The organism is Claveliimonas bilis (assembly GCF_030296775.1).
Classification (GTDB): domain Bacteria; phylum Bacillota; class Clostridia; order Lachnospirales; family Lachnospiraceae; genus Claveliimonas; species Claveliimonas bilis.
Genome location: NZ_AP027742.1, coordinates 1,174,809 through 1,198,947, shown reverse-complemented (window position 1 = coordinate 1,198,947; position 24,139 = coordinate 1,174,809). Strand labels below are relative to the sequence as shown.

Annotated in this window: 38 protein-coding genes and 2 pseudogenes; 15 read left to right on the top strand and 25 right to left on the bottom strand. The window is 39.7% G+C overall.

All coding sequences use genetic code 11. The annotated features are described in order from the left end of the window. The 8 genes from R2J37_RS05845 to R2J37_RS05810 form a co-directional block, all read right to left on the bottom strand. Entirely contained in the window at positions 1–378 is a 378-nt protein-coding gene (locus R2J37_RS05845) for a RusA family crossover junction endodeoxyribonuclease (protein WP_316266571.1), read from the bottom strand. After that, the gene (locus R2J37_RS05840; protein WP_316266569.1) at positions 347–673 is read right to left on the bottom strand and encodes a hypothetical protein; all 327 of its coding nucleotides are present in this window, start codon (positions 671–673) and stop codon (positions 347–349) included. Before R2J37_RS05840 ends, R2J37_RS05845 begins: the two co-directional genes overlap by 32 nt. A 66-nt stretch (positions 674–739) precedes the next feature. Further along, positions 740–1,051 (bottom strand): phosphoenolpyruvate carboxykinase, encoded by a 312-nt coding sequence (locus R2J37_RS05835; RefSeq protein WP_316266567.1) that lies wholly within the window; start codon positions 1,049–1,051, stop codon positions 740–742. Continuing rightward, entirely contained in the window at positions 1,048–1,620 is a 573-nt protein-coding gene (locus tag R2J37_RS05830; RefSeq protein WP_316266565.1) for a hypothetical protein, read from the bottom strand. The genes R2J37_RS05835 and R2J37_RS05830 overlap by 4 nt, the downstream gene beginning before the upstream one ends. Continuing rightward, the gene (locus tag R2J37_RS05825; protein ID WP_316266563.1) at positions 1,620–2,237 is read right to left on the bottom strand and encodes a Sak single strand annealing protein; all 618 of its coding nucleotides are present in this window, start codon (positions 2,235–2,237) and stop codon (positions 1,620–1,622) included. The genes R2J37_RS05830 and R2J37_RS05825 overlap by 1 nt, the downstream gene beginning before the upstream one ends. After that, entirely contained in the window at positions 2,238–2,411 is a 174-nt protein-coding gene (locus R2J37_RS05820) for a hypothetical protein (RefSeq protein ID WP_230106666.1), read from the bottom strand. A gap of 146 nt (positions 2,412–2,557) precedes the next feature. Further along, complete coding sequence (locus R2J37_RS05815; RefSeq protein WP_230106667.1) at positions 2,558–2,752, bottom strand: hypothetical protein; 195 nt, start codon at positions 2,750–2,752, stop codon at positions 2,558–2,560. Between the two features lie 83 nt (positions 2,753–2,835). After that, positions 2,836–2,994, bottom strand: coding sequence for a hypothetical protein (locus tag R2J37_RS05810; protein WP_316266560.1), 159 nt, complete (start codon positions 2,992–2,994; stop codon positions 2,836–2,838). A gap of 96 nt (positions 2,995–3,090) precedes the next feature. On the opposite strand from R2J37_RS05810, the gene R2J37_RS05805 reads away from it, so the two are divergent. Next, the gene (locus R2J37_RS05805) at positions 3,091–3,279 is read left to right on the top strand and encodes a hypothetical protein (protein WP_316266558.1); all 189 of its coding nucleotides are present in this window, start codon (positions 3,091–3,093) and stop codon (positions 3,277–3,279) included. Here the strand turns inward: R2J37_RS05805 and R2J37_RS05800 are convergent. From R2J37_RS05800 to R2J37_RS05790, 3 genes are all read right to left on the bottom strand, one after another. Continuing rightward, positions 3,266–3,436: a hypothetical protein gene (locus R2J37_RS05800; RefSeq protein WP_316266557.1), complete on the bottom strand. Its 171-nt coding sequence runs from the start codon at positions 3,434–3,436 to the stop codon at positions 3,266–3,268. The two genes, R2J37_RS05805 and R2J37_RS05800, sit on opposite strands and share 14 nt — an antisense overlap. 15 nt (positions 3,437–3,451) lie before the next feature. Continuing rightward, complete coding sequence (locus R2J37_RS05795; RefSeq protein WP_316266556.1) at positions 3,452–3,586, bottom strand: hypothetical protein; 135 nt, start codon at positions 3,584–3,586, stop codon at positions 3,452–3,454. 221 nt (positions 3,587–3,807) lie between these two features. Then, a complete protein-coding gene (locus R2J37_RS05790; RefSeq protein ID WP_316266554.1) occupies positions 3,808–4,176 on the bottom strand; it encodes a hypothetical protein in 369 nt (122 codons plus the stop codon). 129 nt (positions 4,177–4,305) lie between these two features. Here R2J37_RS05790 and R2J37_RS05785 point away from each other — a divergent pair, with 129 nt between their 5' ends. Together R2J37_RS05785 and R2J37_RS05780 are read left to right on the top strand one after the other, a co-directional pair. After that, complete coding sequence (locus tag R2J37_RS05785; RefSeq protein ID WP_316266553.1) at positions 4,306–4,707, top strand: hypothetical protein; 402 nt, start codon at positions 4,306–4,308, stop codon at positions 4,705–4,707. Positions 4,708–4,711: 4 nt separating this feature from the next. Then, the gene (locus R2J37_RS05780; RefSeq protein WP_316266551.1) at positions 4,712–5,074 is read left to right on the top strand and encodes a hypothetical protein; all 363 of its coding nucleotides are present in this window, start codon (positions 4,712–4,714) and stop codon (positions 5,072–5,074) included. Between the two features lie 544 nt (positions 5,075–5,618). On the opposite strand, the gene R2J37_RS05775 is transcribed toward R2J37_RS05780, so the two are convergent. Both R2J37_RS05775 and R2J37_RS05770 read right to left on the bottom strand, forming a co-directional pair. Continuing rightward, entirely contained in the window at positions 5,619–5,870 is a 252-nt protein-coding gene (locus R2J37_RS05775; protein WP_316266549.1) for a LexA family protein, read from the bottom strand. A gap of 65 nt (positions 5,871–5,935) precedes the next feature. Then, positions 5,936–6,694 carry a phage antirepressor KilAC domain-containing protein gene (locus R2J37_RS05770; protein ID WP_316266547.1) on the bottom strand — a complete coding sequence of 253 codons (759 nt, stop codon included), beginning with the start codon at positions 6,692–6,694 and terminating at the stop codon, positions 5,936–5,938. Between the two features lie 88 nt (positions 6,695–6,782). Here R2J37_RS05770 and R2J37_RS05765 point away from each other — a divergent pair, with 88 nt between their 5' ends. Next, positions 6,783–7,361, top strand: coding sequence for a hypothetical protein (locus tag R2J37_RS05765; RefSeq protein WP_316266546.1), 579 nt, complete (start codon positions 6,783–6,785; stop codon positions 7,359–7,361). Between the two features lie 202 nt (positions 7,362–7,563). Here the strand turns inward: R2J37_RS05765 and R2J37_RS05760 are convergent, their stop codons facing one another. The 3 genes from R2J37_RS05760 to R2J37_RS05750 form a co-directional block, all read right to left on the bottom strand. Further along, positions 7,564–7,797 (bottom strand): helix-turn-helix domain-containing protein, encoded by a 234-nt coding sequence (locus R2J37_RS05760; protein ID WP_316266545.1) that lies wholly within the window; start codon positions 7,795–7,797, stop codon positions 7,564–7,566. A 434-nt stretch (positions 7,798–8,231) separates the two neighbouring features. After that, on the bottom strand, positions 8,232–8,399 hold the full coding sequence (locus tag R2J37_RS05755) for a hypothetical protein (protein WP_316266543.1): 168 nt from the start codon (positions 8,397–8,399) through the stop codon (positions 8,232–8,234). Between the two features lie 6 nt (positions 8,400–8,405). Further along, a complete protein-coding gene (locus tag R2J37_RS05750) occupies positions 8,406–8,624 on the bottom strand; it encodes a helix-turn-helix domain-containing protein (RefSeq protein WP_316266541.1) in 219 nt (72 codons plus the stop codon). 168 nt (positions 8,625–8,792) lie between these two features. On the opposite strand from R2J37_RS05750, the gene R2J37_RS05745 reads away from it, so the two are divergent. The 5 genes from R2J37_RS05745 (at position 8,793) to R2J37_RS05725 (ending at position 11,230) form a co-directional block, all read left to right on the top strand. Then, positions 8,793–9,236, top strand: coding sequence for a helix-turn-helix domain-containing protein (locus R2J37_RS05745; RefSeq protein WP_316266539.1), 444 nt, complete (start codon positions 8,793–8,795; stop codon positions 9,234–9,236). Positions 9,237–9,288: 52 nt separating this feature from the next. Then, on the top strand, positions 9,289–9,744 hold the full coding sequence (locus R2J37_RS05740; protein ID WP_316266538.1) for an ImmA/IrrE family metallo-endopeptidase: 456 nt from the start codon (positions 9,289–9,291) through the stop codon (positions 9,742–9,744). Between the two features lie 41 nt (positions 9,745–9,785). Next, positions 9,786–10,274, top strand: a complete 489-nt coding sequence (locus R2J37_RS05735; RefSeq protein WP_316266536.1) for a hypothetical protein — start codon at positions 9,786–9,788, stop codon at positions 10,272–10,274. A gap of 60 nt (positions 10,275–10,334) precedes the next feature. Further along, positions 10,335–10,709, top strand: coding sequence for a PH domain-containing protein (locus R2J37_RS05730; protein ID WP_230106680.1), 375 nt, complete (start codon positions 10,335–10,337; stop codon positions 10,707–10,709). Between the two features lie 68 nt (positions 10,710–10,777). Then, entirely contained in the window at positions 10,778–11,230 is a 453-nt protein-coding gene (locus R2J37_RS05725) for a DUF4231 domain-containing protein (protein ID WP_256195737.1), read from the top strand. Here the strand turns inward: R2J37_RS05725 and R2J37_RS05720 are convergent. Next, the gene (locus R2J37_RS05720; protein ID WP_256195739.1) at positions 11,223–11,420 is read right to left on the bottom strand and encodes a PGDYG domain-containing protein; all 198 of its coding nucleotides are present in this window, start codon (positions 11,418–11,420) and stop codon (positions 11,223–11,225) included. The two genes, R2J37_RS05725 and R2J37_RS05720, sit on opposite strands and share 8 nt — an antisense overlap. A 30-nt stretch (positions 11,421–11,450) precedes the next feature. Here R2J37_RS05720 and R2J37_RS05715 point away from each other — a divergent pair, with 30 nt between their 5' ends. Further along, positions 11,451–11,867 carry a TIR domain-containing protein gene (locus tag R2J37_RS05715; RefSeq protein WP_256195741.1) on the top strand — a complete coding sequence of 139 codons (417 nt, stop codon included), beginning with the start codon at positions 11,451–11,453 and terminating at the stop codon, positions 11,865–11,867. A 534-nt stretch (positions 11,868–12,401) separates the two neighbouring features. Further along, entirely contained in the window at positions 12,402–13,793 is a 1,392-nt protein-coding gene (locus R2J37_RS05710) for a recombinase family protein (protein WP_316266531.1), read from the top strand. Here the strand turns inward: R2J37_RS05710 and R2J37_RS05705 are convergent. Both R2J37_RS05705 and R2J37_RS05700 read right to left on the bottom strand, forming a co-directional pair. Then, positions 13,788–14,069, bottom strand: coding sequence for an ABC transporter substrate-binding protein (locus R2J37_RS05705; RefSeq protein WP_230106685.1), 282 nt, complete (start codon positions 14,067–14,069; stop codon positions 13,788–13,790). The two genes, R2J37_RS05710 and R2J37_RS05705, sit on opposite strands and share 6 nt — an antisense overlap. A 154-nt stretch (positions 14,070–14,223) precedes the next feature. After that, positions 14,224–14,958: pseudogene (locus R2J37_RS05700) on the bottom strand (PTS sugar transporter subunit IIC); the annotation flags it as partial. 296 nt (positions 14,959–15,254) lie between these two features. On the opposite strand from R2J37_RS05700, the gene R2J37_RS05695 reads away from it, so the two are divergent. Beyond that, the gene (locus tag R2J37_RS05695; RefSeq protein ID WP_316264811.1) at positions 15,255–16,439 is read left to right on the top strand and encodes an IS110 family RNA-guided transposase; all 1,185 of its coding nucleotides are present in this window, start codon (positions 15,255–15,257) and stop codon (positions 16,437–16,439) included. A 155-nt stretch (positions 16,440–16,594) separates the two neighbouring features. Here the strand turns inward: R2J37_RS05695 and R2J37_RS05690 are convergent. From R2J37_RS05690 to R2J37_RS05670, 5 genes and pseudogenes are all read right to left on the bottom strand, one after another. After that, a pseudogene (locus R2J37_RS05690) lies at positions 16,595–16,894 on the bottom strand (PTS sugar transporter subunit IIC); the annotation flags it as partial. A 195-nt stretch (positions 16,895–17,089) separates the two neighbouring features. Continuing rightward, positions 17,090–17,968: a response regulator gene (locus R2J37_RS05685; protein WP_230106687.1), complete on the bottom strand. Its 879-nt coding sequence runs from the start codon at positions 17,966–17,968 to the stop codon at positions 17,090–17,092. 29 nt (positions 17,969–17,997) lie between these two features. Continuing rightward, the gene (locus tag R2J37_RS05680) at positions 17,998–19,260 is read right to left on the bottom strand and encodes an ATP-binding protein (RefSeq protein WP_256195757.1); all 1,263 of its coding nucleotides are present in this window, start codon (positions 19,258–19,260) and stop codon (positions 17,998–18,000) included. Between the two features lie 157 nt (positions 19,261–19,417). Continuing rightward, positions 19,418–19,894 carry a hypothetical protein gene (locus tag R2J37_RS05675; protein ID WP_316266529.1) on the bottom strand — a complete coding sequence of 159 codons (477 nt, stop codon included), beginning with the start codon at positions 19,892–19,894 and terminating at the stop codon, positions 19,418–19,420. Positions 19,895–19,961: 67 nt separating this feature from the next. Beyond that, the gene (locus tag R2J37_RS05670; RefSeq protein WP_230106690.1) at positions 19,962–20,240 is read right to left on the bottom strand and encodes a hypothetical protein; all 279 of its coding nucleotides are present in this window, start codon (positions 20,238–20,240) and stop codon (positions 19,962–19,964) included. 234 nt (positions 20,241–20,474) lie between these two features. On the opposite strand from R2J37_RS05670, the gene R2J37_RS05665 reads away from it, so the two are divergent. The 3 genes from R2J37_RS05665 to R2J37_RS05655 all read left to right on the top strand — a co-directional run bounded on the left by R2J37_RS05665 (position 20,475) and on the right by R2J37_RS05655 (position 22,675). Further along, positions 20,475–21,194: a phosphatase gene (locus R2J37_RS05665; protein ID WP_230106691.1), complete on the top strand. Its 720-nt coding sequence runs from the start codon at positions 20,475–20,477 to the stop codon at positions 21,192–21,194. A 120-nt stretch (positions 21,195–21,314) separates the two neighbouring features. Continuing rightward, positions 21,315–21,602, top strand: a complete 288-nt coding sequence (locus tag R2J37_RS05660) for a YerC/YecD family TrpR-related protein (protein ID WP_230106692.1) — start codon at positions 21,315–21,317, stop codon at positions 21,600–21,602. Between the two features lie 233 nt (positions 21,603–21,835). Continuing rightward, on the top strand, positions 21,836–22,675 hold the full coding sequence (locus R2J37_RS05655; RefSeq protein ID WP_316266527.1) for a hypothetical protein: 840 nt from the start codon (positions 21,836–21,838) through the stop codon (positions 22,673–22,675). 98 nt (positions 22,676–22,773) lie between these two features. Here R2J37_RS05655 and dsdA read toward each other — a convergent pair whose 3' ends face one another. Beyond that, positions 22,774–24,087, bottom strand: coding sequence for a D-serine ammonia-lyase (gene dsdA / locus R2J37_RS05650; RefSeq protein WP_316266526.1), 1,314 nt, complete (start codon positions 24,085–24,087; stop codon positions 22,774–22,776). Positions 24,088–24,139: the final 52 nt, after the last annotated feature.

Sequence of the window (24,139 nt, the reverse complement as noted above, 5' to 3'; positions counted from 1 at the left end):
TCATCCCACCTCCTCGATTTCCACTTCAATCCTTGGATTCTTTCTGTCTATATAAAAATCATCACGAAATCCTGTGATCTCCGTCCATCCATCATTTCGCAAGACATGTGTTTCTACCAGAGCATCCTGTATCACTTTCCTGCCAAAGGATGAGATATTATCAAGATCTCGCCGCCTATCCGGTTCAAACCATCTGTATTTCATATACACAGGGCCTTGAATCCGGAGTCTGCCGAGCTGTTCATAAATACACGCTTTCACAATATTCTCATTATGAGCCTTTACCTTGGCTCCTTTATACGGATTTGTCCGGCAGGCTGTAATATAATCGTTCAGATTATTTAGCTTACCGTTGATGATTAGCATATAATGCTTCATGTTTCCAACCCTCAAATGTTTGCTCCATGCAAGAAACCTTTAACAGTATTTCTTTCGCACGGCTTCTGTCTTTTGCAAGATATTCCCGGTACTCTTTTTCATCTACCGGATCTCCGGGAATTGGCCTGTAAATCCCATCCCCTACATTGATAATGCAATCTCCATTTTTATTTGCCTTTTCAATCATTGCACGTAAACATCTGTCTGTATTGGAATCCCAAGGCCTTTTGATTGCATGTCTATGTCCATCCGATATCCGGTTAAAATATTCTTCTGCTTTAGCTTTTGATGTCACGCTTCTCCTTTCCCCTGCCGGATTACTCCGGCAGGCATCCACTTCGTTATGCGTATCGTTTACGAGTTACTTTGTGATATATTGGTTAGCTGTTGTATAGAAAAACTCCCTTCGGAAGTCCTCCTCTGTTCCATAGTGTGCTATGTAATACTCTCTGCAGCGGAAACGAAGATCTCTGTCAATTTCCTTAGCCTGGGTACCAGCATGTACACCGTTTGGATGCAGTTTCGGATGAAGTGGCGCAATGAAACCGTACTTTTCACAGAGCTTTCTTTCTCCCGGTGTGTGGCTGAATACATGGTGCCTTTCTACTCCATACATTCCTGTATACATACAATGATCCATATCGTCAGTAAAAATACTCCAAAGTCTCTTCATATCTCTACCCCGTACTTCTCTTTCAACAATCTTTTTTCGTCTGGTGTTGCTATCTCTGCATCCGGGATCCCAGCTTCTTTACACATAGTTATCATTCCATCTATGAGCCGGGACATTTCTTCTGTATTGTAAGTATGGGAGCCACGTAAAAGCTTATAGGTCCTATACATGACTCTGTCTTTCCCTTCTCTGACTTGTGAAGTAGGCAGCAAATGATAATCCATCGCATTGTCTACTTTATGCCTTGCTTCATCTGTGTCCGGAATCGTCATATAGACTCCCTTTTCTTCATAGATTTCTGGCTGGCCGTACTGCCTTAAAGCCATGTTATGAATCTCTGCATTACTTAGTCCCAGAACTCTAGCCAGTTTTCCTACTAATACCCAATGATAAGCATTCGCGTCTAAACTTCTTTTTCGTCTATATTTTTTGATTTCAAGACTTAATTTCTCACAGCCTCTTAATTCTTCGTAGGCCTGCCGGAAATCCTCACACGGCTCAAACAGGATAGTAAGACGGCCAGTGAGATAATCCACGATCGGCTCTTTCAACTTACCTGTGAATCTCATTATTCATCACCAAGTTGTTTTTGTAGAACTGATAGCATCCATGCAGCCTGTCCCTCTGTCAACGTTTCTATCTTCCAATTCCTTTTATTAAGCCATTCTTCTAAATTGACGTCATAGGATGCACACTTATTTTTCAAGGATTTTATCTTTGGCTCTGAAGCTGGCATATCTAAATTGCGTGGAATGTCAGGATTTTCGCCGTCCTCCTCTTTCAGCCACAGATCAAACCCTAATCCTGTGTTAAGAGCAACGCATTTCACAAAAGCTCTGCACATGCTATTCCATACCCTTTGTTGGCTCATGCTATTGTCTTTCACCGGATTTGCACCATTCATGACGGGTGTCTGCATCTCATATTCTTTATCATCTATCGTCACACGGATTCTGGTTTCATAGCACCGATTTGTATTTCCCTTACTATCTGTGAATGTCTGATTCGACATAATCAAACTAGAACCTGTAGATGGATCTGGAATAGGCTCCCATCTTACAACTTCCGCCCCGTTGTCATGCAAAAGCTTTACACACATAGCCCACGGAAGATAATCTAGCCCATCACGTTTCTTGCAGAACCTTTTCACATCTATATTTCTAAGCTCTTCGTAACTTTTTAACATCTACAATATCCTCCTCTTATCTGCCAAACATTCATCACACCAGTGATATCCAAAGATATCTGTAATTCCGTCTCCTTCAAAAAGCGGATGACCGCAATCATCACAGTATGCTACTGGCTCCGGATCGTCAGGAGGAGTTGTTTTCCAGTCATCGTAACCAGGGATATGTTCCATAATTTGCAGCCTCCTTTAATTTCATCTGTCCGTCTGCCTCTTCCACCAATAGATCATCTACCATCTGAAGATTGCGTTCATGTGTCATTTGACAATCACATTTCTCTGTTGGATCCAAAGAACATCCGCAAATGGAGCATTTATAGTCATACATTATCCTCACCTTCCCCAACTCTATGGAAGTGCCTTTCACCTACGATCGCTTTTATAATATTTTTATCTAAAAAATCAGAGTCCTTCCTTGTCATTGTGTACTCGATGATCGATTCCATCTTCCCGGCCATTCGACAAAGTGTACTATATTCCTGTGCAGGAATGCTAATTTTATCTTCAAAATTCATTTACAATTTCCTCTCTTTCGCTTAAAATAAAATTGGTTAATTTTCAGAGTGCCCGAGCTTGCCGGCTCATGTGGGCGCTCTTCTTATTTTTCTGTGAAGTCTTTCCCGTTACATATCAGAAAATCTTCTCCCGGACCATAGTCTTCTAAAACGACACTTCCCGGATGTTCGCTGCAAGTAAAATCTCCTTCTCTGATTGGAAGGCAATTCCCGCAATCCTTACACTGTTTGATCTCCTTCATCTTTCCTCACCTCCTAATTACTTGCCAATCAATCCAACCTTCCTTATATTATAATTACCGGATTATTCCGGAATACAGGATGAAAGGAGCATCCTCATGACGATTGATGATTTGAATAATAATCTTGAGGAAATCATCAAAGATTATGAAACAAATGCTGGAAAAGCCTGTTCATATTGTTATGATGACAGTGTTGGAGAAGCCTTAAAAGCCAGCCATGACGCTACAGTAAAGGCTTTTCGCTCCTTTAAAGCTGAAATTCTTACTTACCTTAATCAGCATTAGTTTCTTGGGGCAGTTTCTTTGACTGCTCCACTTTTTCAAGAAGCTCTCTAACGACTTTTAAATCTTCTTCCAGCTTGTGCAAAGATTGCTTTCGGTAAGAAATTCTATTCAATATAATTTCTTCCTGTGCTTTTAGCCATGTTATCTGATTCTTCATCTTTCCTCACCTCCTTCACCATCCCAGCAGCTTCCAGGCCCAACCTGTAAACAAGATCAACGTAACTGCAAGTGTGAATGGAGCAAGTCCGATGTAAATGTCCCATGCGATTACCGCTGCTTCATAAGCGATCCTTTTTACTTTTCTCATCCAGCTGCCTCCTTTCTGCTTGTCCATCGTTTACCGCCTTAAGCGGTTTTCTCCAATTCGTATGTTATTTTTGCTTTTTCTTGTTCCTCCAATAATGAAATCATCACTTGCATAATCTTTTTCATATCTGGATTCACATGCACCACCTCTCTAAAATGTATTCCTTACGGATTGTCCGGGTTGCTGTGTTTCCTATATATAAATGCTCTTTTTTATAACATTTAGAAAATCGTATATAGATTTTTTACTTTTATTTTTCTTGCCTTAATCTTCTGGGATCTAATTGCCTTTTCCAGTTCTTTTGCCAGCCATTCCACATCATGTACGCTGTAATTTTCCTGCTCACACCACTCTAGGATCTCATTCAGCTTATTTTTCATCTTTTTGCGCTTCTTTTGCTCTTTTTCCTTGCGTTTCGCCGCCTTTTTCATGGCTTTGATGTCTTTTTTACTGTAGCCGATATACCCCGGTGCCCCGCATGGTCCTTTAGGTCCTTCCATTCCTTTTTGCCCTTGAGGTTCGATATCTCCTGTATATCTTTTTTTCACAGTGATATTGTCCTTCTTCTTATTTTTCTTGTTTTCCTTCATAGTTTTATCTCCTTCCTCTTTCAGATTTCCAGGATTTTCTAATAAATAATCAAATAGCTTGCTTTTTCGTTTTGCCTCTCCTATACTTTAATTATCGAATTCGGAATATTTTAGAGAGGATGTGTTTTATTGGATATTTTTAACGTAATAGCTGGCATTGCGAGCATTATAGGGTTATTTTTTTCTATAGGAATCGCAATAAGAACCGGAAGCATAAAACAGCAAATTGAATATTCTCACACCGCCGAAGAATTTAATATTAATAGAGATGATATCCTTTTAAATCTTCTTTCTTCTGGTAAAAATGCAGTTCGTAATGAATTTTCAAACGCTGAATTATTACCAGAATTCCAACGAGATTTAATTGAATACAGGAAAAAATATGAACCCCTTTTTTCCGAGCAAGAACTTTCCCAAATCAATGAAATGATAGATTTGATCAGTTCATTAAATCTCGACTCTAGTGAGCAATTAGCAAGATACCGTTATTTATTGAATGAAATAACAACAAAGCCCAATGTTAGGAGGTAGCATCATGACGGCATATAATACAACCTTACTTATTAAAAAAATAATTGAAAAAACTCGATCCTTCATTATTAAGTGGGAAAAATATGATGTAAATACCGATTCAAACAAATTTTCATCCAAATATTTTTCTACTATAAACGAAATTAATAGTAATGCTGGTTATTTCATGAGCTACTACAATGGTCGGCTTTTTTTGTTACCAGATTTAAGCGGAAAACTTTATCTGTTCATGCAACCTGATCCCCAATATTTACCATTTACTTTTGTGCCACCCGGGCAAAACGATTCACAATTATCCGAACTTGAATCTTGTATCAAAAGCACATTTAATCCAGTAGACATTTTCGTAAATCAACTTCTTTATTAGGATTCTCTTTTTTAAGCTCTTCTCTAAGTTTTTGTTTCGCAAAGTCCTCCATCTTTTTTATTGACCTTGCCAAAATAAAGATGGAGGTCATATTAATCAACGCAAGCATAAGACTAAACATTATTCGCTATCACTCTCCTTTCTTTGAATCAAATAAATATCCTCCCTGTCATTTTTATTGCACACCCACTCTGCTGAACTGCTCAATCGATACTCCAAAGTAGTTATCCACATTATCAACACTTCCCACAACATATTGTAATTTAAGAATTTCTTAATACTTTATATGGTATCAATAATTTGACAAAACAAATGTTCATGGCATATCCTATTAATAGAACAATTGTTTTATACTTTATTGAAAGGTGGTGTTAATATGGCTAGACGCATTACGGTTCGCTCTACAGCCAGACCCTCAAGCAATGGCAAAAGCATCCATGTCCGTACTTCGGTAAGTAACGGACATTCTACCCGGACCACGCACAAAACAATCCGAGTAAAATAATTGGTAAGGGGCTATTCTATTTCGCGAGTGGAATAGCCTTTACCCTTTTACAAAAATATATCCCGGTACTCTTATTGCTCTCGCACATCCCGGATGATCTGTCTCAAGCATTCCAGCGGAAAGCATTTGCTTCAAATGGTACCATGTTGAATTTTTACTTTTGAGCCCTGCAATGTCTCCTATTTCTTCTACCGTTGGCGGATATCCATGTACCTGAATAAAATCAATAATCATGTTCAAAATATCCTCATTCTTAATAACACCGGAAGTATTTACTACTCTTTTCTGCACCTCTTTCACCTCCCTGTCATTTTTATTGCACACCTCATGCCTTACGATAAATACCAGTTGATTTCCTACGCCGCCTGTTCAATCAAGGGTACAATATCCATTCCCTTCAGATGCTCGTAAAGGAAAAGCCGTCCCTTCTGCGTCCAGTACATATGTTGCCTGGAGTGCTGTATACCGTCTTCGTCGGAATAGTTATGAGTTTTGCTCTTCGTGTAGCCAAAGCCCGCATACTTCTGATACAAAAACCATACTCCGGACTGCTTAAACTGGATTTTCAGGTCATGCAGAAGAGCGTTGAACTTCTTGGCACTCATTCCATAGTCCTTTGCAATTTCTGTTGTGGAAACCAAATCAGGACACTGGAGTATGAGATCATAATATGTGGCTTTCGGCTGAAGTTCCTCAATAACCTGTTGTTGCTCTTCTACTTGTCCACCGAGAAATGCACATCTTTCTTTAAGGCTTTCAATAGTCTGATCTGCCATCCTTAATGCTCTTGCCATGATCTGCTCCGGTGTATTCCAGGCCTTCTCCAGATCAATGAAGTACTGGCGGCACTGTTTCCCTTTCTCTGTCCGACTCATAAGGCAGATATGTTTTGCCATATCCACAGATAATGCGTAGTCTTGTAATTCTCTGTGTGCCCCGTTATTTACAACCGTACCCGAAAGTACACTTGTAAAATCTTCCCCCTCAACAAAGCCTTGACTATTAGTCTCAAACCATGCACTAAAGCGCTTTTCAATCTCCAGGGCCCTATGTAATCCTCTTGCCGATACTGTCGGCTGTTCTGTGTCATAGTTGACTTTGATTAATTCGTTCATGCGTCCTCCTTTCCACCTGTCTGAATAATTGAAAATTCTTTCATATTATGATAAAATTCTTTCACAAATATCTCGGAGGAATTTAATCATGTGGAATACTATTTTTAATTTTGTTACTGCCATTTGCACTGCTGGTGCTACTATAATTTCAGCAATATCAATCGCTAAATTAATCAAAGCAGAAAAACAAAAAAATATTCTTGAAGAAGTTAATCTTTCAATTACTCCAAAGGACAGATTATCCAATTGTAAAGAAGAGATTTTCTTTCTTAAGCTTGCCTTTTCCAACGAATCATCTCTTCCTATTTCCATCCTAGACTTAAAGGTTTTCTTTCCAAATATGGAAACAGTGACCGATGCCAAGAACGGAATGGGTGGAACAGCTTTAAATGTATCTGTTCCCGTATGTTCTGATTCCGATGTAAATATATGCAGTTCCACATCTTCTCCTTTACCGGTAACAATTGCTCCATTTTCCGCTTTTTCTGGCTATGTAGCTTTTCATGCTGGTCGGCAGGATGCTCGCATTCTTTGCAACCAAGACATCACACTGAAAATTCGCACTTCCAGAAAAATTTTTGAAATCAGCATGAATTTAGATGCCTACAATTTTCAAGATTTTTCATACAAAGATGATGGAACCATCTTTGGTGATGCCTGTTCTTAACAAAAGATAATAGCCGTAAAAGAAACTACGCTTACAATACACATTCCTAAAAAGATTAAGACAATAATAATTAAAAATGCGCATTTTGTTCGCCAGTCTTTTAAAGTCATTTTTATAACATCCAGCATGATAAAAGCAGTGAATATTCCTGTGAGCATATAAATCCAAAAACATATCTTCATCCCTATGTCATTACTAATCTTTATCCCTCCTCTCCGCTGTCTGAATTATCAATGAAATCCATAGGATTGATTTCGAAAACTACACAAATGCTCATCAGCTCGTTTGCCCTTAGGTCTCTTTCCCGATTCTTATCCCATACACTTGCATAGAGCAAATTGTACGGAATCCCCGCCTTTCGTGACAGCTCTGATAAATTTACATTTGAATCTTTTAGAAATTTCCCAATTTTTTGAGTAATATCATTTACAACCATTTTTTCTTTTCTCCAGAAATATTTTTCATAAATAGATAAAAATCTTTCCTATTGTGATAAATATTTTTCACAATATATTGTGTTTATATTTCTTTTTTGTAAATATATATTGTATTTTTCCACATATTTTTCTTGACTTTCTATATATTGTGGTCTACCATATTATTAGAAGCTTCGAAATTCTAATAGGAAGGTGGTGACTATCTTGAAACACTACTATTTCAACATTTACGCTGACATAAATGGATACCATGAAATCCATACTGATGATTGTTCTTTTCTTCCCTCCTTGCTGAATAGGGAATACATTGGATATTTCAGTTCATGTCAATCTGCAAAGCTGGAAGCGATGCGAAAGTACCCTAACAAAAAATTCGATGGCTGCTACTTCTGTTGTCGCGAATGCCATAGGGGATAATAAGGGCTGGCTTTAGTCAGCCTTTTATTGTGGCGTTCTTTCTGTAAATTTCCCTCACGCTCTCACATGCTTCATCCAGATTTTCCAGTGTCATATGATTTTCAATCATGCACCTAGAAATAGTGTTACTTAAGATCGCCTTCTGCTCTTCTCTCGATACACTGTCAAGATTTCTTGCATCCATTCTCTATCACTCTCCTTTCTCGTTTGGTAACCTAGGTTTAAGAAACTTATCAGTATTTACTCCAAGCACACCACAAATTACAGAATATTCGTCAAAAGTCAGTTTTCTCTCGCCATTCAGAGCAAGACTCAATTTAGACGGTTCAATACCTGTCTTTCTAGAAATAAAAGCTTGAGTAATACCATTTTCCTCAAGGTACTTTTTAATCTCCAAGTTAGTTTGCAATTTCTTTCCTCCTTTCACAATAATCTTGTGTTTAAAATTATATTATCCCAATTAAATTGGGATGTCAATAGGATTTCTAAAATAATCTCAAGATTTTTGTGATTAATGATTTACATTTTCTAAATATTGTTGTACTATTACCAATATAAAGAAAGTGAGGCGAGGATAATGACATTTGGTGAAAAATTAAAAATAGCAAGAACTGAAGCTGGATTGAAACAAACGGAGCTGGCAAGGCAATTAAACACAACGGGAAATACTATTAGTAATTGGGAGAATAATGTAAGCAAACCAGATTTAGACACACTCTCATATATTTGCGGTATTCTTCATGTAAATGCTTCTTTCTTCCTACAACCAACCTTGCCAGAAGATGAGGTTTCTATAACAGAATTAAAAATCATAAAAAAGTACCGTGATCTTGACGCCCACGGCAGAGAAATGGTAGATTTCACCCTTGAAAAGGAATACGAACGTTCAAAGGCTTTGGAAGAGCAGAACGGAAACAACATTGTTAACATGCCATCTCATTTAGAAGTCAATGCGGCACATCACACCCGTGGTGACTTCACGAATGAAGAACGCCAGGAAGATGAGGATATGTTAGACTAAGTCGGTTTTATTGTACAGCATATATAATAGAATTGTACTGGAGGTGTTGACAATGGATTTTGAGGTCTTATTAGATGATGCCGATGCCGAAGGTCTTGAGATAAAAGAGCGTCCGTTCAGAACATATGACGGACGGATACGCGGGAATAATATATATTTGCGAAAGGATATGGATTCTACAGCAAAGAAATGTGTCCTGGCTGAAGAACTTGGGCACCACTATACCGGTATTGGTAATATTTTGGACATGTCTGATACCGGAAACCGTAAGCAGGAACGACAGGCCAGATTATGGGGTTATGATAAGCTCATTGGTCTTGGGCGCTTAATCAGTGCATATGAACATGGATGTCACGACCGATTTGAGCTGGCGGAATATTTAGAAGTAACAGACGAATACCTACACGAATGTATCGAATGTTACAGAGACAAATATGGGCCATGCGTTACGGTAGGTGACTATTATATCATGTTTATCCCCAACCTACAGGTTGGCAAGATAATATAGACGGCTTCTCATACAAAGGAAAAGGAAAGAGAGGAAACACTATGAAAAAGAAAATTGCAACCTTATTAATTGCAGGAACATTATCCTTGTCGCTTATTGCTTGTGGAGGGGAATCTGATAGTTCTTCGGGCGATACTACTAAAACAGAATCTACCGAGGAAACACAATCTGAAGTTACATATCAGACTATTTTAGATGACTATACAAAGCAAATTCAGGATGCAACTCCAGGGCTCATTGAAGAGTACAATGCAGAATCTGCAGATAAAGCCAATGACCTCAATGCTTTAGCAGAACTTTCTAACAGCAAGGTCGAAAAACTAGCAGAAATCTGTAACACTGGTGTAGAAGAAATGGCAGAACTCATGACAAAAAATGGAGATGAATATGAAACATACGAAGAATGGGCTGGAAAGTTACAGGATGTTTATATGGAATATGCTGCACAGATTACCGATGCCTATACAAACTCTACATCTGGTATGAGTACCGAAGATTTAATGAACTCTTTAGAATCTTTACAGCAATAAAAAACGCAAGGCTTATATAGACGACTTCTCAACATCAAGGAAGAAAGCGAGGAAAAAACGATGATTGATTTTACAAACAGTGCTTATGTGAAAATGAAACAGGTAGATCCCAATACTGTTCTGGGAGACATCCAGCCAATCTTGATTAATGGTGAGCAGGTCATTGGAGCCTACAAGGCCATGAGAGATTACTGTGTATTTACAAACAAACGTGTCATTGCGGTAAATGTGCAGGGAATGACTGGAAAAAAGAAAGACTTTACTTCTCTTCCGTATTCAAAAGTCAGCGCTTATTCAATAGAGACTGCAGGCATTCTCGATCTGGACAGTGAGCTTGAAATGTACTTCAGTGGATTGGGGAAGGTAAAGTTTGAATTTACAGGCCAGAGCAATATCGTGCAGATCTGTCAAATTATCAGTGGATATATATTATAAAGGGAATATGACCTGGTGATTATTTAGATTTCTCAATGTAAGGGTATGTAACGAAAGAGAGGGATGTTTTGGATATTAAAGAATATCTAGAAAAACGAGTCGATGACCAAATCAATTGGTACGATCAAAAATCAAAAGACGCACAAAAATGGTATAAGCGCTTGCAAAAAGCTGAAATTATACTTGCATCACTTATACCGCTACTATCAGGTTATGTAGCTTCTCACAAATATATAGCTTTCATTGTAGGTTTATTCGGTGCTATTATTGCAGTAATTGAATCAATATCCAAATTGAATAAGTATCACGAAAATTGGATTCAATACCGCTCTACATGCGAAATGTTAAGATATCAAAAACATTTATATCTTACTGGATCCGCCCCTTATAATAACCAAGATGAAACTATCGAAAACATTTTTGTCCGCAATATTGAAAACATAATTTCCTCTGAAAACAATCAGTGGAAAAATATCAATACTATTAGGGAAAATGCCAATGACAGTGAGGAAGCTAATTAACTCTCTGATATGTTCTTTCAAAAATATCTGGTTTGCATGGATACTGCTCTCCATCAACCCCGGTTATAATCCAATCTCCCGGAGAAGCTTTCATATCTCCTTCTAAAGTTGAAATTATAATTTCAACATCTGTCTGATAAGCTTCTACAATAACCGGCTTTTTTTGAAATTTCAATGTAACTTTACTCATAATGACACCTCGCAAAGAAAGGAGAATAAAATGAAACGTTATCATATTTTTATTAGTCACGCATGGCGATACTCTTCCCACTACTACAAAGTAGTAGATTGGCTTAATGAAGCCCAAGAAGATGGTCTGCTTACCTGGAGTAATTATTCCGTTCCCGTACACGACCCTTTAGTGGATCCAAATTCGGCAGTTGGAAAGAAAAAATTACAAGGTGAAATAGATAATCAAATTGCCCCTGCCTCTATTGTTCTTGTCCTCTCTGGAATGTATGCAGCGCATAGTGATTGGATAGAATATGAAATCCTAAAATCGGTCGATTATGGAAAGTATATCGTCGGGGTAAAACCCTGGGGACAAGAGCGTACTCCTAAAATAGTATCTGATTATGCTGATATTATGATAGGATGGAATAAAAATTCTATAATAAATGCAGTTCTAAATTCCTAATACAATAATAACAAATTGAAGATATATTAGCAACAGTATCTCCCTGGCGCTCTTCAGAGCTGCCGGGGCATACAATAAAATAATATATTTACCCAGGCAGCCGATAGGGTGCATACCACCGTTTCCGAGTCTTGCGGAAGGAGTGGTTGATATGAGTACATATGAAGAGTTCATGATTATATTGACCGTTGGTCTGTTGATTGTAGCAATTCTCAATTATACCCATAGAAAATAGCACCCCCGCTCTGGACAAGCTTTTGAGGTGCTATTTCTAGTTACTGATAACTTTGCCGGAAACGGATAGGTTTGCTCTATCGTATCGGCTGTCTTGTTAAGTATATTATAGCAAATATGCTTTAAAAGTCAACCGCCCCAGTGTGCCAACACCAGGACGGCAATACATATCCGAAGATATGCACATCTGTAGCAAGAAATATTGTATCATCTTCGGGCAGCCACCGCAAGAGAACAAAAGTTCGCTGGCTGTTATTTTTGTACCTATCTTTCAATATAATACAAAAGGGAGATGATCGCATGTCTGAAAAAATCAAGAGGTGTGCACTCTACATAAGAGTTTCCACAGCGGAGCAGCTAATGCACGGAAAGTCTCTGGAAGCCCAGAAAGAATACCTCGCAAGCTATGCAAAGGATCATGGGATGATCCCGGTTGGTGTCTATGCTGATGAAGGAAAGACAGCCCGAAAGGAACTCAAAAAACGCAAGGCAATCCATGCCCTGCTTGAAGATGTCAAAGCCGGGAAAATTGATGTTATCCTCTTCTGGCGTCTGGATCGCTGGTTTCGTAACATGTCCGACTTCTATAAGGTCCAGGACATCTTGGATGAATACGGAGTCTATTGGATATCAGCATCAGAGCCTGGACTCAATATGGAGACACGGGACGGCCGGCTACAGCTCAATGTAGTGCTGTCAATCGGTCAAAATGAAGTGGACACTACATCGGAACGTATCAAGTTTGTAAATGAAGCTTCTATCCGGCAAGGGAAGGTGATCTTCGGAGATGGCAATATGCCGCGCGGGTATAAAGTCGGAAGCGTAGATGGCAAAAAGTGTATGGTAAAGAATCCAGATGAGGAAGAAATGGTAAATGCTTTCTTTGATTATTTTGAGAGACACCAGAGTAAGCAGGGAACGCTCCGCTATATGCAGCGTAATTACGATCCGGAGTTTTCATACAGTGTCCTTCGCACTATGCTGTCCAGCGAGTTCTACAAAGGAACATACCGAGGGATTCCCTATTGCCCCGCATACCTGTCTGAAGAGCGCTGGATGCGCCTGCAAAAGATCAATGGAAGAAATGTCAAACATACTCCATCCGGCAGAGTTTATCTGTTTTCAGGACTTATACGCTGCCCGATCTGCAGCCAGAAGCTTTCCGGGACCGGCTGCTCTTCCATCATTAACCGCAAAACGAAAGAAAAGCGCACCTACTGCTATTATCGGTGCAACCATGCATTACTTGACCGGATATGCACAAATACGCACCGGGTAAGCCAAAATTTGATTGAAGCCTATCTGCTGGATAACCTGGAAACAGAATATGAAAAATTCCATATTCGCTGTGAAAAAATCGAGGAGCAGAAAGCAAAGATCCGGGAGACGCGCACGCTGGAAAAACTGCAGAAGGAGCTGGAACGTCTCAATCTCCTATTTCAAAAAGGGAGAATTGAATGGGACTATTACAGTGAAGAGTATGACAGGATTGAAAACGAACTGCATGAGCTGCAGCAGATCCGTCCAGAACCGCAAAGAGACTTTTCTTATCTGGAGGAAATCCTGCAGGCCGACTTTAGAACGATCTATGCACAACTGACTCCGGAGAATCGCCGCTCGTTCTGGAGATCGACCATAAAAGAGATTCACCTGGATGAAGATTTCTCTGTAAAATCCGTGGATTTTTTATAGAGTGTCTTGTACTAACTGGTGAACCCCAAATCCTGTTACCAAGTCTAATTCTATTCCTTCTTCCGCAAAATACCCTTCCTCAATTGCTACATACATGGGCGCATAAAAAATAGAGTGCGCAACCTCATTCAACACAACCTTCATCGGATTTGCCTTCTCTTCTGTCTGTTTCTTGGAATCTGTTGGTACAGCCTCTTCCTTATCGGACGAACATCCGGCTACAAGGGCCATCATCATAACTACACAAAGAAATACAGAAATCAAACGCTTTTTCATAAGTTCCTCCTTTTCACTCTAATGCTATAGTATATGCCGAAAAGAATAAGAGTGATATTATCTTCAATTTTACCCACCACTTTTCGCAGTTTGACCCACCGATTCATGCAAAATGGGACGTAACACTTTTAAAAAGTGTTACGTCCCATTTTAATTAATACTCCAATTCCATTTCCACTGGAGCCGAAGTTTCTTTGACTTTTGCTCTTTTCTTAAATATCGTACTGCCTACCAGCCCGGCGGTACATCCGCCCAGCATTGCAAAAAACAGTGCCATCACAACTTGGAGCGGCGGATTAAATGCGAACGGAGCCAAAAGTCCCGGAATCGGGGATGCCGTTCCCGGAGCATTATTCACAATATGGAAAACTGCTGCAGAAATTCCTGCCAGACCGCCTCCAAAGAAATTAGAACAATAAATAGGTATCGGATGAGTTGTAATAATATCTGCCTGAGTTAGTGGTTCCAGCATAACAGCAATCACATTGCTTCGATCTCCAAATTTCAATCTTGCAAAGATAATGCCATTTGTAAAAGAACCGCCAAAACATGCAATAGCAGCGATTCCCATAGCAAGTCCATTCAGTCCAAGCATAGCGGTAAGGGCCATAGAACTTAGTGGTGACGTACAGATCATTTTGATAATTCCACCCAGTAAAAATCCCATTACAATCGGTGACTGCTCTGCTGCTGCGGAAATGGTTTCTCCGATGTGTGCCAGAGTACTATTTACTACTGGATCAGCAGCAAATGCGACAAGCCGTGCAAGCGGCGCCATCAAAATTGCTCCCCCGATAATATTCACGCCCTCCGGAAGCTTCTTTTCAATGACCGGTGAAAGAAAGCCTGCTACATATCCTGCAATAAATCCTGGAAGGATTCCATATCCTGGTATATTGTAATTGACTCATCTAACGGTCACTTACAAATATACCGTCTCCTTTCTATCAACCTTTTAGTCCGTGGTTGATTACGGTATTGTACATTTGTATGATGTAAATATGTGATGTGGATTTGTATTTTTTTATCCTGTGGCTTTGACTACTTGTAGGAGGTTCTCACCACACCTTATTTCTAAATAATGATTAGTTAGATGAGTCTTGAATTCCTATCTTGTACCAGGTTTTACGAAGTAAGTGCTGTGGATAACACATTGCATATTTTTTACGAAAGGAATGTATTATCATGATTTTAGTCGGAATTGACATTGGTAAACATCAACACATCTTCTCCATCATTGACAAACAATCCGGTGAAATACTTTCTAATCCTTCTGTTTTTCATAACAATCAAGATGGCTTTTTGTTACTCATCGGAAAACTAAGCTGCTATGCCAAATCACAGCTTCTTATTGGCATGGAAGATACCGGGCATTATCATTTTGCCTTACTCAAATATCTTCTTAACAGGCACTATACTGTTGCTCTGATCAACCCAACCACTACTGACCTTACCAGAAAACTTCAGGGCGGCATTACCAAAAACGATCCCCTGGATTCTCTTACCATTTGTGATGTCATCGGCTCAAATCAGCGTAAAAAGCCTTATCGCATTACAAAAGTAAACCGTTTCGACCTTTATGAACAAAAGCAGCTGACACGCCATCACCACAACCTGAAAGAGGAATTAAACCTCTACAAAAACCGGCTTCAGAAATGTATTGATATCGTATTCCCTGAATTTAATTCCTTATTCCGTTCAAAGTATGGCATTGTTTACATGAATGTTTTAAAATCGTTTGCTTCTGCTGAAAAGATTGCAAACTCTGATATCCGGACCATCCGGAAATGTTTTGAATATGAGGGGCGCGGAAAACGGATTCAACTTTCTGCCGAACAGCTTAAAACAGCAGCCAAAGCTTCTGTCGGCATCTCTTCTGTTGCTGAAGAAATCCAGATCAGACACCTTGTAAGTCAAATTGAAATGATAGAAGAACAACTTTCTGAAATAGACAAAAAGATAGAAGAGTTTTCCCTGCAAAACAACTCTCCTATCCTCTCCATACCAGGAATTTCACACTTCTCTGGTACTTCTATTTTAGCGGAATTAGGAGATGTTTGCAACTATACAAAAGCGTCTCAAATCATTAAATTTGCCGGTGTCGCCCCATATCACTATGAATCCAGTCAGTTTATCGCCCGGCATACTGCAATCACCAAGAAAGGTTCCCGGTATCTGAGAAAAACACTGTATCAGATTATCTTGCCGGTCATCAATCACAACAGGGTCTTCACTTCTTATTACAACAAAAAGATAGCCGAAGGCAAAGGTCACAGATGTGCTCAGGGTCACTGTATCAGAAAACTTTTAAGAGTCATCTATCATCTTCTAAGTACCGGACAGAGTTTTGATTCTACGTTACTGATATAGCTATAATTACAACCCAGCTTATTACAATGAGCCTTCTTGGGAAGGTCTGTTTGTTGTGCCACAAAATCCATAATTATTCACATATTTTCAAAGTACATACTTTTACTAACTAAAATTCAATGTTAAAAAAACTACTTGATTTTTATATAGTTAGCTCCTACTGCAACTCCTGTTACCACTGCAAGAACCGGATTTGCTCCCATGGCAATCGGAACCATAATTCCTGCCGCAACGCCTCCAAGTCCTCCTGCAGTCTCACCAACTTCACGGAAAAATTCCAAACCGATGAGATCTCCGGTAATATACTTATGTATGGCTTCCACAAGAAATGTTGCAATTGCCGCATTTGCCATTCCTGACATTGCAGCCTGTCCTTTTGGCGCTTTTAAACTGAACAATGAAAATCCCGCCAAAGTAATTAACAGTAACCCAACTCCTGATACAATCGTAAGCATATTTCTTCCTCCTGTTTATTTTCTTTTTCTATTTACAGCTGTTATTGATAGGAATATTTTATATGTGAAGTTTCAAAAAGTTACAAACCGTAACAAATTCCATAAAAAAAACAGCATTACCTTTGTAAAAAATGTGAGTTTTCACAAAATACAAATAGTAATACTGTTTATTTTTACCAAAATATCTTCCTTCTTTTATAAAAGATATTCTCGTCTTTCCATACTATAAGAAACCAGAGCATTTAAGAAGTTTTTAATTTTTACATTTCCATGTTTTTCCCCTTTACCTCGTATAAAATCCATCTCTCTGCGAACCTGTTCAAAATTATATAAAGTATTAGAATATTCTACAAAAATATCATTTCCATAATCTTCAATTCCAAGATGGGCCAGATTTACCAGACCTGCATTTGCCGCACGCCGTATACGCTGCTCCATTGATTTTGGAGAGCTGCTGAATTTTCCACATAATTCACTCAGAGTAGTCTCCTCCATCTGTTCATGGTGGGAGATAAGATATTCCGTTATCGCCAAAATATCTTTACTCCCGGTATCTCCAATAATTCCCAGCCTCTGAAGAATCGTTTTAATAGAAGCTACCGCTTCCTGGCTGATCAAATCGTTTCCTGTTGCTGCCAAGTTTTCTCCCATAGGCGCATTCATATCTGTCATAAAAATATTCTGTACTTTCTGCATGGTCCGCTGCATATTTAAAGAATCCTGAACTTTCCGGATCACATTTTCCACCTCCACACTGTTGACAGGTTTCTGTATAAAAAACTCTGCCCCTGCTTCATAGGCGGAAGCAATCATATCTTTAGAGGACACCTGAGAAAGCATAATAAATGCCGTATTCGGGAGCAATGGCTTTGCTTTTTGCACAAGAGAAATCCCATCCATCTCCGGCATCAGCACATCCACAATCACGATGTCCGGTTTTTCTCTTTCAAAATCTTCCAGACCGTCTCGTCCATTTTGCGCGCATCCGCATATTGTTCCAAGCCCCCGGTCCGTAATAATCCGTTTCAGTACATTCAAAATATTTCTGTCATCATCAATAAGATAAAATTTCATTTTTTCTCCTCTAACTTTCATCTGCTGCCCTATACTGTCATTTCCTCACAGGGAATAGATATCGTAAATGTCGTGTTTCCCGGCACGGAGACTACAGAAATGGTTCCGGAAAACTGCTTTTCTACAAGATCCTGCACAAGATTTAACCCCAATCCTCTGCTTACAATCCCCGTTTCATAATTTATTTTTGTGGAGAACCCTGCATCAAAAACGTATTCTATATCCTCCTTGTTGATTCCCGGTCCCTGATCTGTTATACGAAAAATATAAAAATCATTTTCCTTCTTTTCTGAAAATATTATTTTAACATAATTTCCCTTCTCCGCCTCTATAGCATTTAGAAAAAGATTGCGGAAAATAGACATTAAAAAATAATGCTTGTCTGTATAGAAATCATCCTGAGTCTCTATCTCCAATTCGAGTTTCTTTTCATATTCTCCTGCAGTTTTCAAAGCTGCATTTTTCAGAATCGCCAGCAAATCCGCAAAAGGAAGTTTATCATTTTTCATCTCTTTATCCAGGGCCTCTGTCAGTCCCCGCATAATCAGAAAATATTCCTTCTTAATCTCATGAACATCTTTTGCAATAGATAGGGCTGACTCGGAAAGATCCTTCCTCCTATCATCTTCTTTTAATTTTTCAAAAAGATGATAGGACGTAGCCATAGTTTCCTCAATCAACGCGCTGTTTTTTCTCATCCAGATTACTTCTTCATTCAGCTTAGAGATCATGATAAGAAGGCGACGATAGCGGTCTTCATGATCCTTTTTCAGTAAAATAAGATGATATTGCCGAAAAAGTGCTACAATTCCCCAACTTATAACGACCCGAAGGCACGCTACAACGAAAATCCCCGACTGTGTTTCAAAATCAAAAACATTTTCTCCAAGTCTTACAGACAGTTCCAAAAAATTGGCTCCATAATCTATGATGACCAGAGGGAAAATATATAAATTACTTTTCAAAATTGGATTTTTTAAAACTAATCCATACAAATACAGCAAAAGCCCGTAACTTATATAAAAAACGATTTCTGGCATAAAAGCATTCATCCGGCCGGCAACATCTCCATTTTGCAGCCAATATATGATAATACGTGCCGCAAAGACACCTCCGGAAGAAAGTAACGTCACCGTCAGAACAGGAAATCCATCTACAAGAAAAAAGAAGGCTGCAAGCAGAATAACTCCTATCGAAATCTGGAAATCCACAATAAACACAGTCATACTGATCTGTGCTGCAAATACAACAGCCAAAGTATATAACAAAATCTTTCCTGCTTTTTCCCTCATGACATTCCTCCTTATATCTAATATAAAATCTTTACGACAGTTTGTATAGATACAAATAGAAGAAATGTCATTTTTCCCCACCGTTTTTTGCAGTTTTGCACAGGGTTTAATGCAATTTAGGACGTAACACTTTTAAAAAGTGTTACGTCCTAAACTGTCAACACATCACTATAATCCGCCTTGGTGTAGTCTGCGGCGGGATACTCCTCGTCGTAGCAGAATAGTAAACTACCAGCAGCTGTCCGCCCAGGCTGCAGGTGAATCTCTGTCCATTGGACGTCATAATTTCTGTACTCGGTGCTATATTGAGTTTCAGTGACTGATCTTCCGCTACCAGATTGTCATCAAAATATCCTGCGTAGATCGTCTCATTTGCATTTCTTCTTCCAATGATCACTGCCTGATATTCCGGCGGATAGATGAGAGGAATTGCCAGATTGCTGTCATAAAATGCTGTCACCTGCATACCGGGGCGCAGCCGCACCTCCTGAATGACATACGTAACAGGACTGACTACAAAATTTGTAATTCCGTTATTGTTCACAATGGATACCTGCCAGGAACAGCAGTCCTGGGAAATAGGGGTTATACGCTGAATGATCCCGCTGATCGGGACAAGGGTCTGTTGCGCCATAATAATCACATTCCTTTTTTCCTTACTATATGCATAAAAAAGTGGAATGTGTCTGTCGCAGCCGGATTTAAAATACCTTCTTTTCCGGTGGAAATTTAGGCGGCAGATACTGATATTCATAGAGATCCTGATAAGACTCCCTCTCCGCCTCTGTCTCTGGTTCTGCCGGGATCAGTCCTGTACAGTCCTGCGCCGATGCTGCGCTGCTCAAATAGTCATACGAATCAATGATCCGGCGATTCCGGCGCTGCTCTTCTTTTTTCTTCCGATCCTCTAAGCACCTGCCGGAAACATCTTGTTTCTTTGCCTGTTCTTTTGCATTCATTTTCTGTTCATGTTCTATCATATGCCATTTCTCCTGTATTCTTATAATTTCTCTGTTATCATCTTTTCCCTGCTGCCGGAAAATATACATAAAGTGAGAAAACAGACCATAAATGCAGGCTTTTAGGGACTGTTTTCTCATCTTGTAATCTTGACATACCCCAAAAAATTCATGCATAATAAAAACTGAAAAAATTTCCATATATTATTCATTACATATTTTAACATATTCTAATTTTCATAAAGGAGAAAAGAAATGCAGATAAAAGTAGATACTCACACCCACACTCTTGCCAGCGGGCATGCCTACAACACCATGAGGGAAATGGCGGAGACAGCATTGGAAAAAGGGCTGGAAGCTCTTGCGATCACGGAACACGCTCCGGAAATGCCGGGAAGCTGCTGTCTTTATTATTTTCAAAATCTGAAAGTTGTTCCCCGGAAACGCTATGAAATTCCACTTTTGCTGGGAGCAGAATTAAATATTATGGATGAGCATGGAAACGTAGACCTTCCAATAAGCACAATAAAATCTCTCGACATTACAATCGCAAGTATCCACCCGCCATGTTATGGCAAAGATGCCGGCCTTCAGCAAAATACTGCAGCCTATGTCAATGCCATGCATAAGGATTATATCGATATCATAGGTCATCCTGATGATGGAAGATTTCCTGCTGATTATGAAATCCTGGCAAAAACAGCCAAAGAGACCGGTACTTTGCTGGAAATTAATAATTCTTCCCTAAGACCGGGTGGTTACCGCACAAACACACAGGAAAATGCCCTGGAAATTTTAAAATACTGCAAAAAATATGGGACCATGGTTACCCTCGGAAGTGATGCTCATATTGACGTAGATATTGCAAATACCGAATATTCCGACAAGGTACTAAAGGCTGCTGATTTCCCTGTGGAACTGATCGCCAACACTTCTCTTGAAAAATTACTCAGGATCCTGAAAAGAAATCGGTAGGAAACCAGAAATATTCCGCATCATGAGAAACCAGGAAATATTCCTTATCAGCTATGGACTTTATGAATTTAGTGTGCTAAAATGTATAGGAAATGATTTCTTGTTCGGAGGAGAGATTATATGAATAAAAAAATCAGAACAGAAGCTGTTGACTATCTGTTTAGCGCTATATTAAGTTTGAAAGATAAGGAAGAATGCTATACTTTCTTCGAAGACATCTGCACTATCAATGAACTTCTTTCATTGTCCCAGAGATTTGAGGTTGCCAAAATGCTGAGAGATCAGAAAACTTACCTGGAAATTGCTGAAAAGACAGGTGCGTCTACTGCAACGATCAGCAGAGTAAACCGTTCGTTGAATTATGGAAATGACGGATACGATATGGTATTTGAAAGAATTAATAAATAAAAGGCGGGACGCATTTTATTTTGGACAAGACTGCTTCAGAAAACACACAAAGAGTGCTTCAAATAGATTGAAGTACTCTTTTTTGCGGACATTCTTTTGCTTCAGATTACAGTCATGTTCTAACTCTAAAGAATTTCTTATATCTTTCTAAAGCTTTTCTTCCCGACTTGATTCCCTTTTGAAAAGCCGATAAAATATATGGAATAAAAAGGACAATACAGGAGGCTTTATCGATGAGTAGAAACAGATATGAAAATCCTTCCCATAAAACATACGATGACCTTTTTGGAGACGATTTTGAAGTCGTTTATGAAGAAGAACTTCCCCCAATCCGTCCTAATGATACTTTTCCCGAAAAGGATACCGGCTCTCTGGATAATGAACGGGATGACATAACAGACAAATGGGCGGATGATTACGACAGCACTTGGGATGATGATACAGAGGATGGCTGGGATGATGATACAGAAAGCAGTAACAGCAAAAAGAAAAAAAGCTCCAAAAACAACCGGAAACAGGAAGACTCCAGGGAAAAGAAAAAATCCCGGCGCCGGCCTAATGTCGTTTCTCCTGTTAAAAAGACAGTACAAACAGGAGCAAAAGCCGTATCCAGCATCATCCGGATGATCTGCAAAATTGCCTCTCTTGTTATACTGGCTGTGATCATCTATATACTGGCAACACATTTCTTTGAAGGACTTACCAGCTATGGAAACCCTTCCACAGCAATTTCTGAAAAGAACTACGTCATGGCAGCTTATGCCGCCTTTGCTGTATTTGTACTGCTGTTTGAAATTCTATCTTTTTTCTGGTCCCTAAGCGGTCCCCGGGTCTCCTCCAAAAATGGAAGAAGTTATCAGGCAGATACAGGCCGAGGCATGTCTGTCTTCATCCTCACTGGCGCCGGTTCTTATCTGGCGCGAATGACTGCCGGACTGATTCCGGCTTCTCCTGCACCTCTCACGGGACTTAGCGGAGCTGTGGAAATCTTCGGAAGCCTGTCTGCCACTTTGATTCCTTTGTGCATCGCCGGAATCATCAGCTGCATTTTAAGAAGAATTTTTTCCCGTTAAAAGAGTTCCATCCATAGAACTCTCACTGAACAGAAGAGAGCGTCCTGCAACCAGGATGCTCTCTTCTGTTTTTCCTCAATCTTTTCTTTTACAACTCACTACAGATAAGTATTTTTATACTTTTCTCTCTCTTCTTCCGGCACAAGCCGGCCTCCGGTAGCCCATACAATATGCGCCGCATCTTCCAACTTACCTTCAAGATTATGTTCTTTTAGATATTTTTTTGTTTCTTCATATTTTAATAACTGGATCGGTCCCTCAAAAGATGCACATGCACTCGGTTCCAAAAAGATTCCTTCTGTATTTAAAAGTCCTCTCATGTATTCATACAGCCATTTGTCATCCACTGTAAATTCACCGCCAAGCAGAGGAGCCATAACCCGTCCCACAAATCCGGAAGGACGTCCCACTGCCAGTCCGTCTGCATGGGTCAGCCCCGTAAGACCGATATCCTGGACACTGATCTTATTATGAAGCCCTGTCGCCATTCCAAGAAGCATGCAAGGTGCCTGAACAGGCTCCACGAAAAAGCAATGCACATTATCCTTCCACAGTTGCTTCATTCCAAAGGAAACACCGCCAGGCGCTCCTCCCACACCGCAGGGAATATATACAAACAACGGATGATCCTCATCCACAACTACATTCAGCTGTTCCAGCTGTCCCTTTAACCTTTTAGCTGCCACAGCATATCCCATAAAAAGATCTACTGAATTTTCGTCATCTATAAAATAACTTTTGGGATCCTTATCCGACTGACGTCTGCCGTTTTTTACCGCTTCACTGTAATCTGACTCATACTCCATAACCGTCACGCCATGAGATCTTAACATATCTTTCTTCCACTGTTTTGCATCTGCGGACATATGAACAATCACTTGATAGCCGATGGCTGCACTGGCCATTCCAATGCTAAGTCCCAGATTTCCAGTAGATCCCACCTGAACTTTATATTGCGAGAAAAATTCCCTTGCTTCCGGCTCTGTCAGCTTTCCGTAATCATCACCAGGTCTTAGAATTCCTGCCTGAAGCGCCAGATCTTCTGTGTGCTTCAGCACTTCATATATACCTCCCCTGGCTTTTACAGAACCTGCAACGGCCAGATGGCTGTCCTGCTTTAACAAAAGCCGTCCCGGAATAGAAGTATGAAAGGTATGCTCCAGGTATTCCTGCATTTCCGGAATCGGTCTTAAGGCAGATTCAATAATTCCCCCGTCTTTTTCTGTTTCCGGAAAGCATTTCCTGATAAAGGGAGCAAACCTGTCCAGCCTGCTTTTCGCATCGTCAATTTCAGCCATGCCTATCTCTTGACGTACTTCAGAAAAGGGCTGCAGCTTCGGATTGATCCATGCAGTCTGTTTGGCTGCTGCAAGTTCCTGCACAACCGGCAATTTCATATACTCTTTTTCCATTCCAGCACTTCCTCCATTCTCCATTTTTCTGACAACTTTATTTTATCATACA

Bases quoted from the DNA above. Each gene is read 5' to 3' on its own strand.
- R2J37_RS05730 (WP_230106680.1), top strand. From the start codon at position 10,335: ATGATTGATTTTACAAACAGTGCTTATGTGAAAATGAAACAGGTAGAT.
- R2J37_RS05845 (WP_316266571.1), bottom strand. From the start codon at position 378: ATGAAGCATTATATGCTAATCATCAACGGTAAGCTAAATAATCTGAAC.
- dsdA (WP_316266526.1), bottom strand. From the start codon at position 24,087: ATGGAAAAAGAGTATATGAAATTGCCGGTTGTGCAGGAACTTGCAGCA.
- R2J37_RS05795 (WP_316266556.1), bottom strand. From the start codon at position 3,586: ATGAGAAAAGTAAAAAGGATCGCTTATGAAGCAGCGGTAATCGCATGG.
- R2J37_RS05830 (WP_316266565.1), bottom strand. From the start codon at position 1,620: ATGAGATTCACAGGTAAGTTGAAAGAGCCGATCGTGGATTATCTCACT.
- R2J37_RS05825 (WP_316266563.1), bottom strand. From the start codon at position 2,237: ATGTTAAAAAGTTACGAAGAGCTTAGAAATATAGATGTGAAAAGGTTC.
- R2J37_RS05770 (WP_316266547.1), bottom strand. From the start codon at position 6,694: ATGAACGAATTAATCAAAGTCAACTATGACACAGAACAGCCGACAGTA.
- R2J37_RS05755 (WP_316266543.1), bottom strand. From the start codon at position 8,399: ATGGATGCAAGAAATCTTGACAGTGTATCGAGAGAAGAGCAGAAGGCG.
- R2J37_RS05670 (WP_230106690.1), bottom strand. From the start codon at position 20,240: ATGATAGAACATGAACAGAAAATGAATGCAAAAGAACAGGCAAAGAAA.
- R2J37_RS05820 (WP_230106666.1), bottom strand. From the start codon at position 2,411: ATGGAACATATCCCTGGTTACGATGACTGGAAAACAACTCCTCCTGAC.
- R2J37_RS05805 (WP_316266558.1), top strand. From the start codon at position 3,091: ATGACGATTGATGATTTGAATAATAATCTTGAGGAAATCATCAAAGAT.
- R2J37_RS05780 (WP_316266551.1), top strand. From the start codon at position 4,712: ATGACGGCATATAATACAACCTTACTTATTAAAAAAATAATTGAAAAA.
- R2J37_RS05740 (WP_316266538.1), top strand. From the start codon at position 9,289: ATGGATTTTGAGGTCTTATTAGATGATGCCGATGCCGAAGGTCTTGAG.
- R2J37_RS05735 (WP_316266536.1), top strand. From the start codon at position 9,786: ATGAAAAAGAAAATTGCAACCTTATTAATTGCAGGAACATTATCCTTG.
- R2J37_RS05760 (WP_316266545.1), bottom strand. From the start codon at position 7,797: ATGGTTGTAAATGATATTACTCAAAAAATTGGGAAATTTCTAAAAGAT.
- R2J37_RS05695 (WP_316264811.1), top strand. From the start codon at position 15,255: ATGATTTTAGTCGGAATTGACATTGGTAAACATCAACACATCTTCTCC.
- R2J37_RS05705 (WP_230106685.1), bottom strand. From the start codon at position 14,069: ATGAAAAAGCGTTTGATTTCTGTATTTCTTTGTGTAGTTATGATGATG.
- R2J37_RS05685 (WP_230106687.1), bottom strand. From the start codon at position 17,968: ATGAAATTTTATCTTATTGATGATGACAGAAATATTTTGAATGTACTG.
- R2J37_RS05665 (WP_230106691.1), top strand. From the start codon at position 20,475: ATGCAGATAAAAGTAGATACTCACACCCACACTCTTGCCAGCGGGCAT.
- R2J37_RS05675 (WP_316266529.1), bottom strand. From the start codon at position 19,894: ATGGCGCAACAGACCCTTGTCCCGATCAGCGGGATCATTCAGCGTATA.
- R2J37_RS05720 (WP_256195739.1), bottom strand. From the start codon at position 11,420: ATGAGTAAAGTTACATTGAAATTTCAAAAAAAGCCGGTTATTGTAGAA.
- R2J37_RS05715 (WP_256195741.1), top strand. From the start codon at position 11,451: ATGAAACGTTATCATATTTTTATTAGTCACGCATGGCGATACTCTTCC.
- R2J37_RS05745 (WP_316266539.1), top strand. From the start codon at position 8,793: ATGACATTTGGTGAAAAATTAAAAATAGCAAGAACTGAAGCTGGATTG.
- R2J37_RS05680 (WP_256195757.1), bottom strand. From the start codon at position 19,260: ATGAGGGAAAAAGCAGGAAAGATTTTGTTATATACTTTGGCTGTTGTA.
- R2J37_RS05835 (WP_316266567.1), bottom strand. From the start codon at position 1,051: ATGAAGAGACTTTGGAGTATTTTTACTGACGATATGGATCATTGTATG.
- R2J37_RS05790 (WP_316266554.1), bottom strand. From the start codon at position 4,176: ATGAAGGAAAACAAGAAAAATAAGAAGAAGGACAATATCACTGTGAAA.
- R2J37_RS05710 (WP_316266531.1), top strand. From the start codon at position 12,402: ATGTCTGAAAAAATCAAGAGGTGTGCACTCTACATAAGAGTTTCCACA.
- R2J37_RS05655 (WP_316266527.1), top strand. From the start codon at position 21,836: ATGAGTAGAAACAGATATGAAAATCCTTCCCATAAAACATACGATGAC.
- R2J37_RS05810 (WP_316266560.1), bottom strand. From the start codon at position 2,994: ATGAAGGAGATCAAACAGTGTAAGGATTGCGGGAATTGCCTTCCAATC.
- R2J37_RS05815 (WP_230106667.1), bottom strand. From the start codon at position 2,752: ATGAATTTTGAAGATAAAATTAGCATTCCTGCACAGGAATATAGTACA.
- R2J37_RS05765 (WP_316266546.1), top strand. From the start codon at position 6,783: ATGTGGAATACTATTTTTAATTTTGTTACTGCCATTTGCACTGCTGGT.
- R2J37_RS05800 (WP_316266557.1), bottom strand. From the start codon at position 3,436: ATGAAGAATCAGATAACATGGCTAAAAGCACAGGAAGAAATTATATTG.
- R2J37_RS05660 (WP_230106692.1), top strand. From the start codon at position 21,315: ATGAATAAAAAAATCAGAACAGAAGCTGTTGACTATCTGTTTAGCGCT.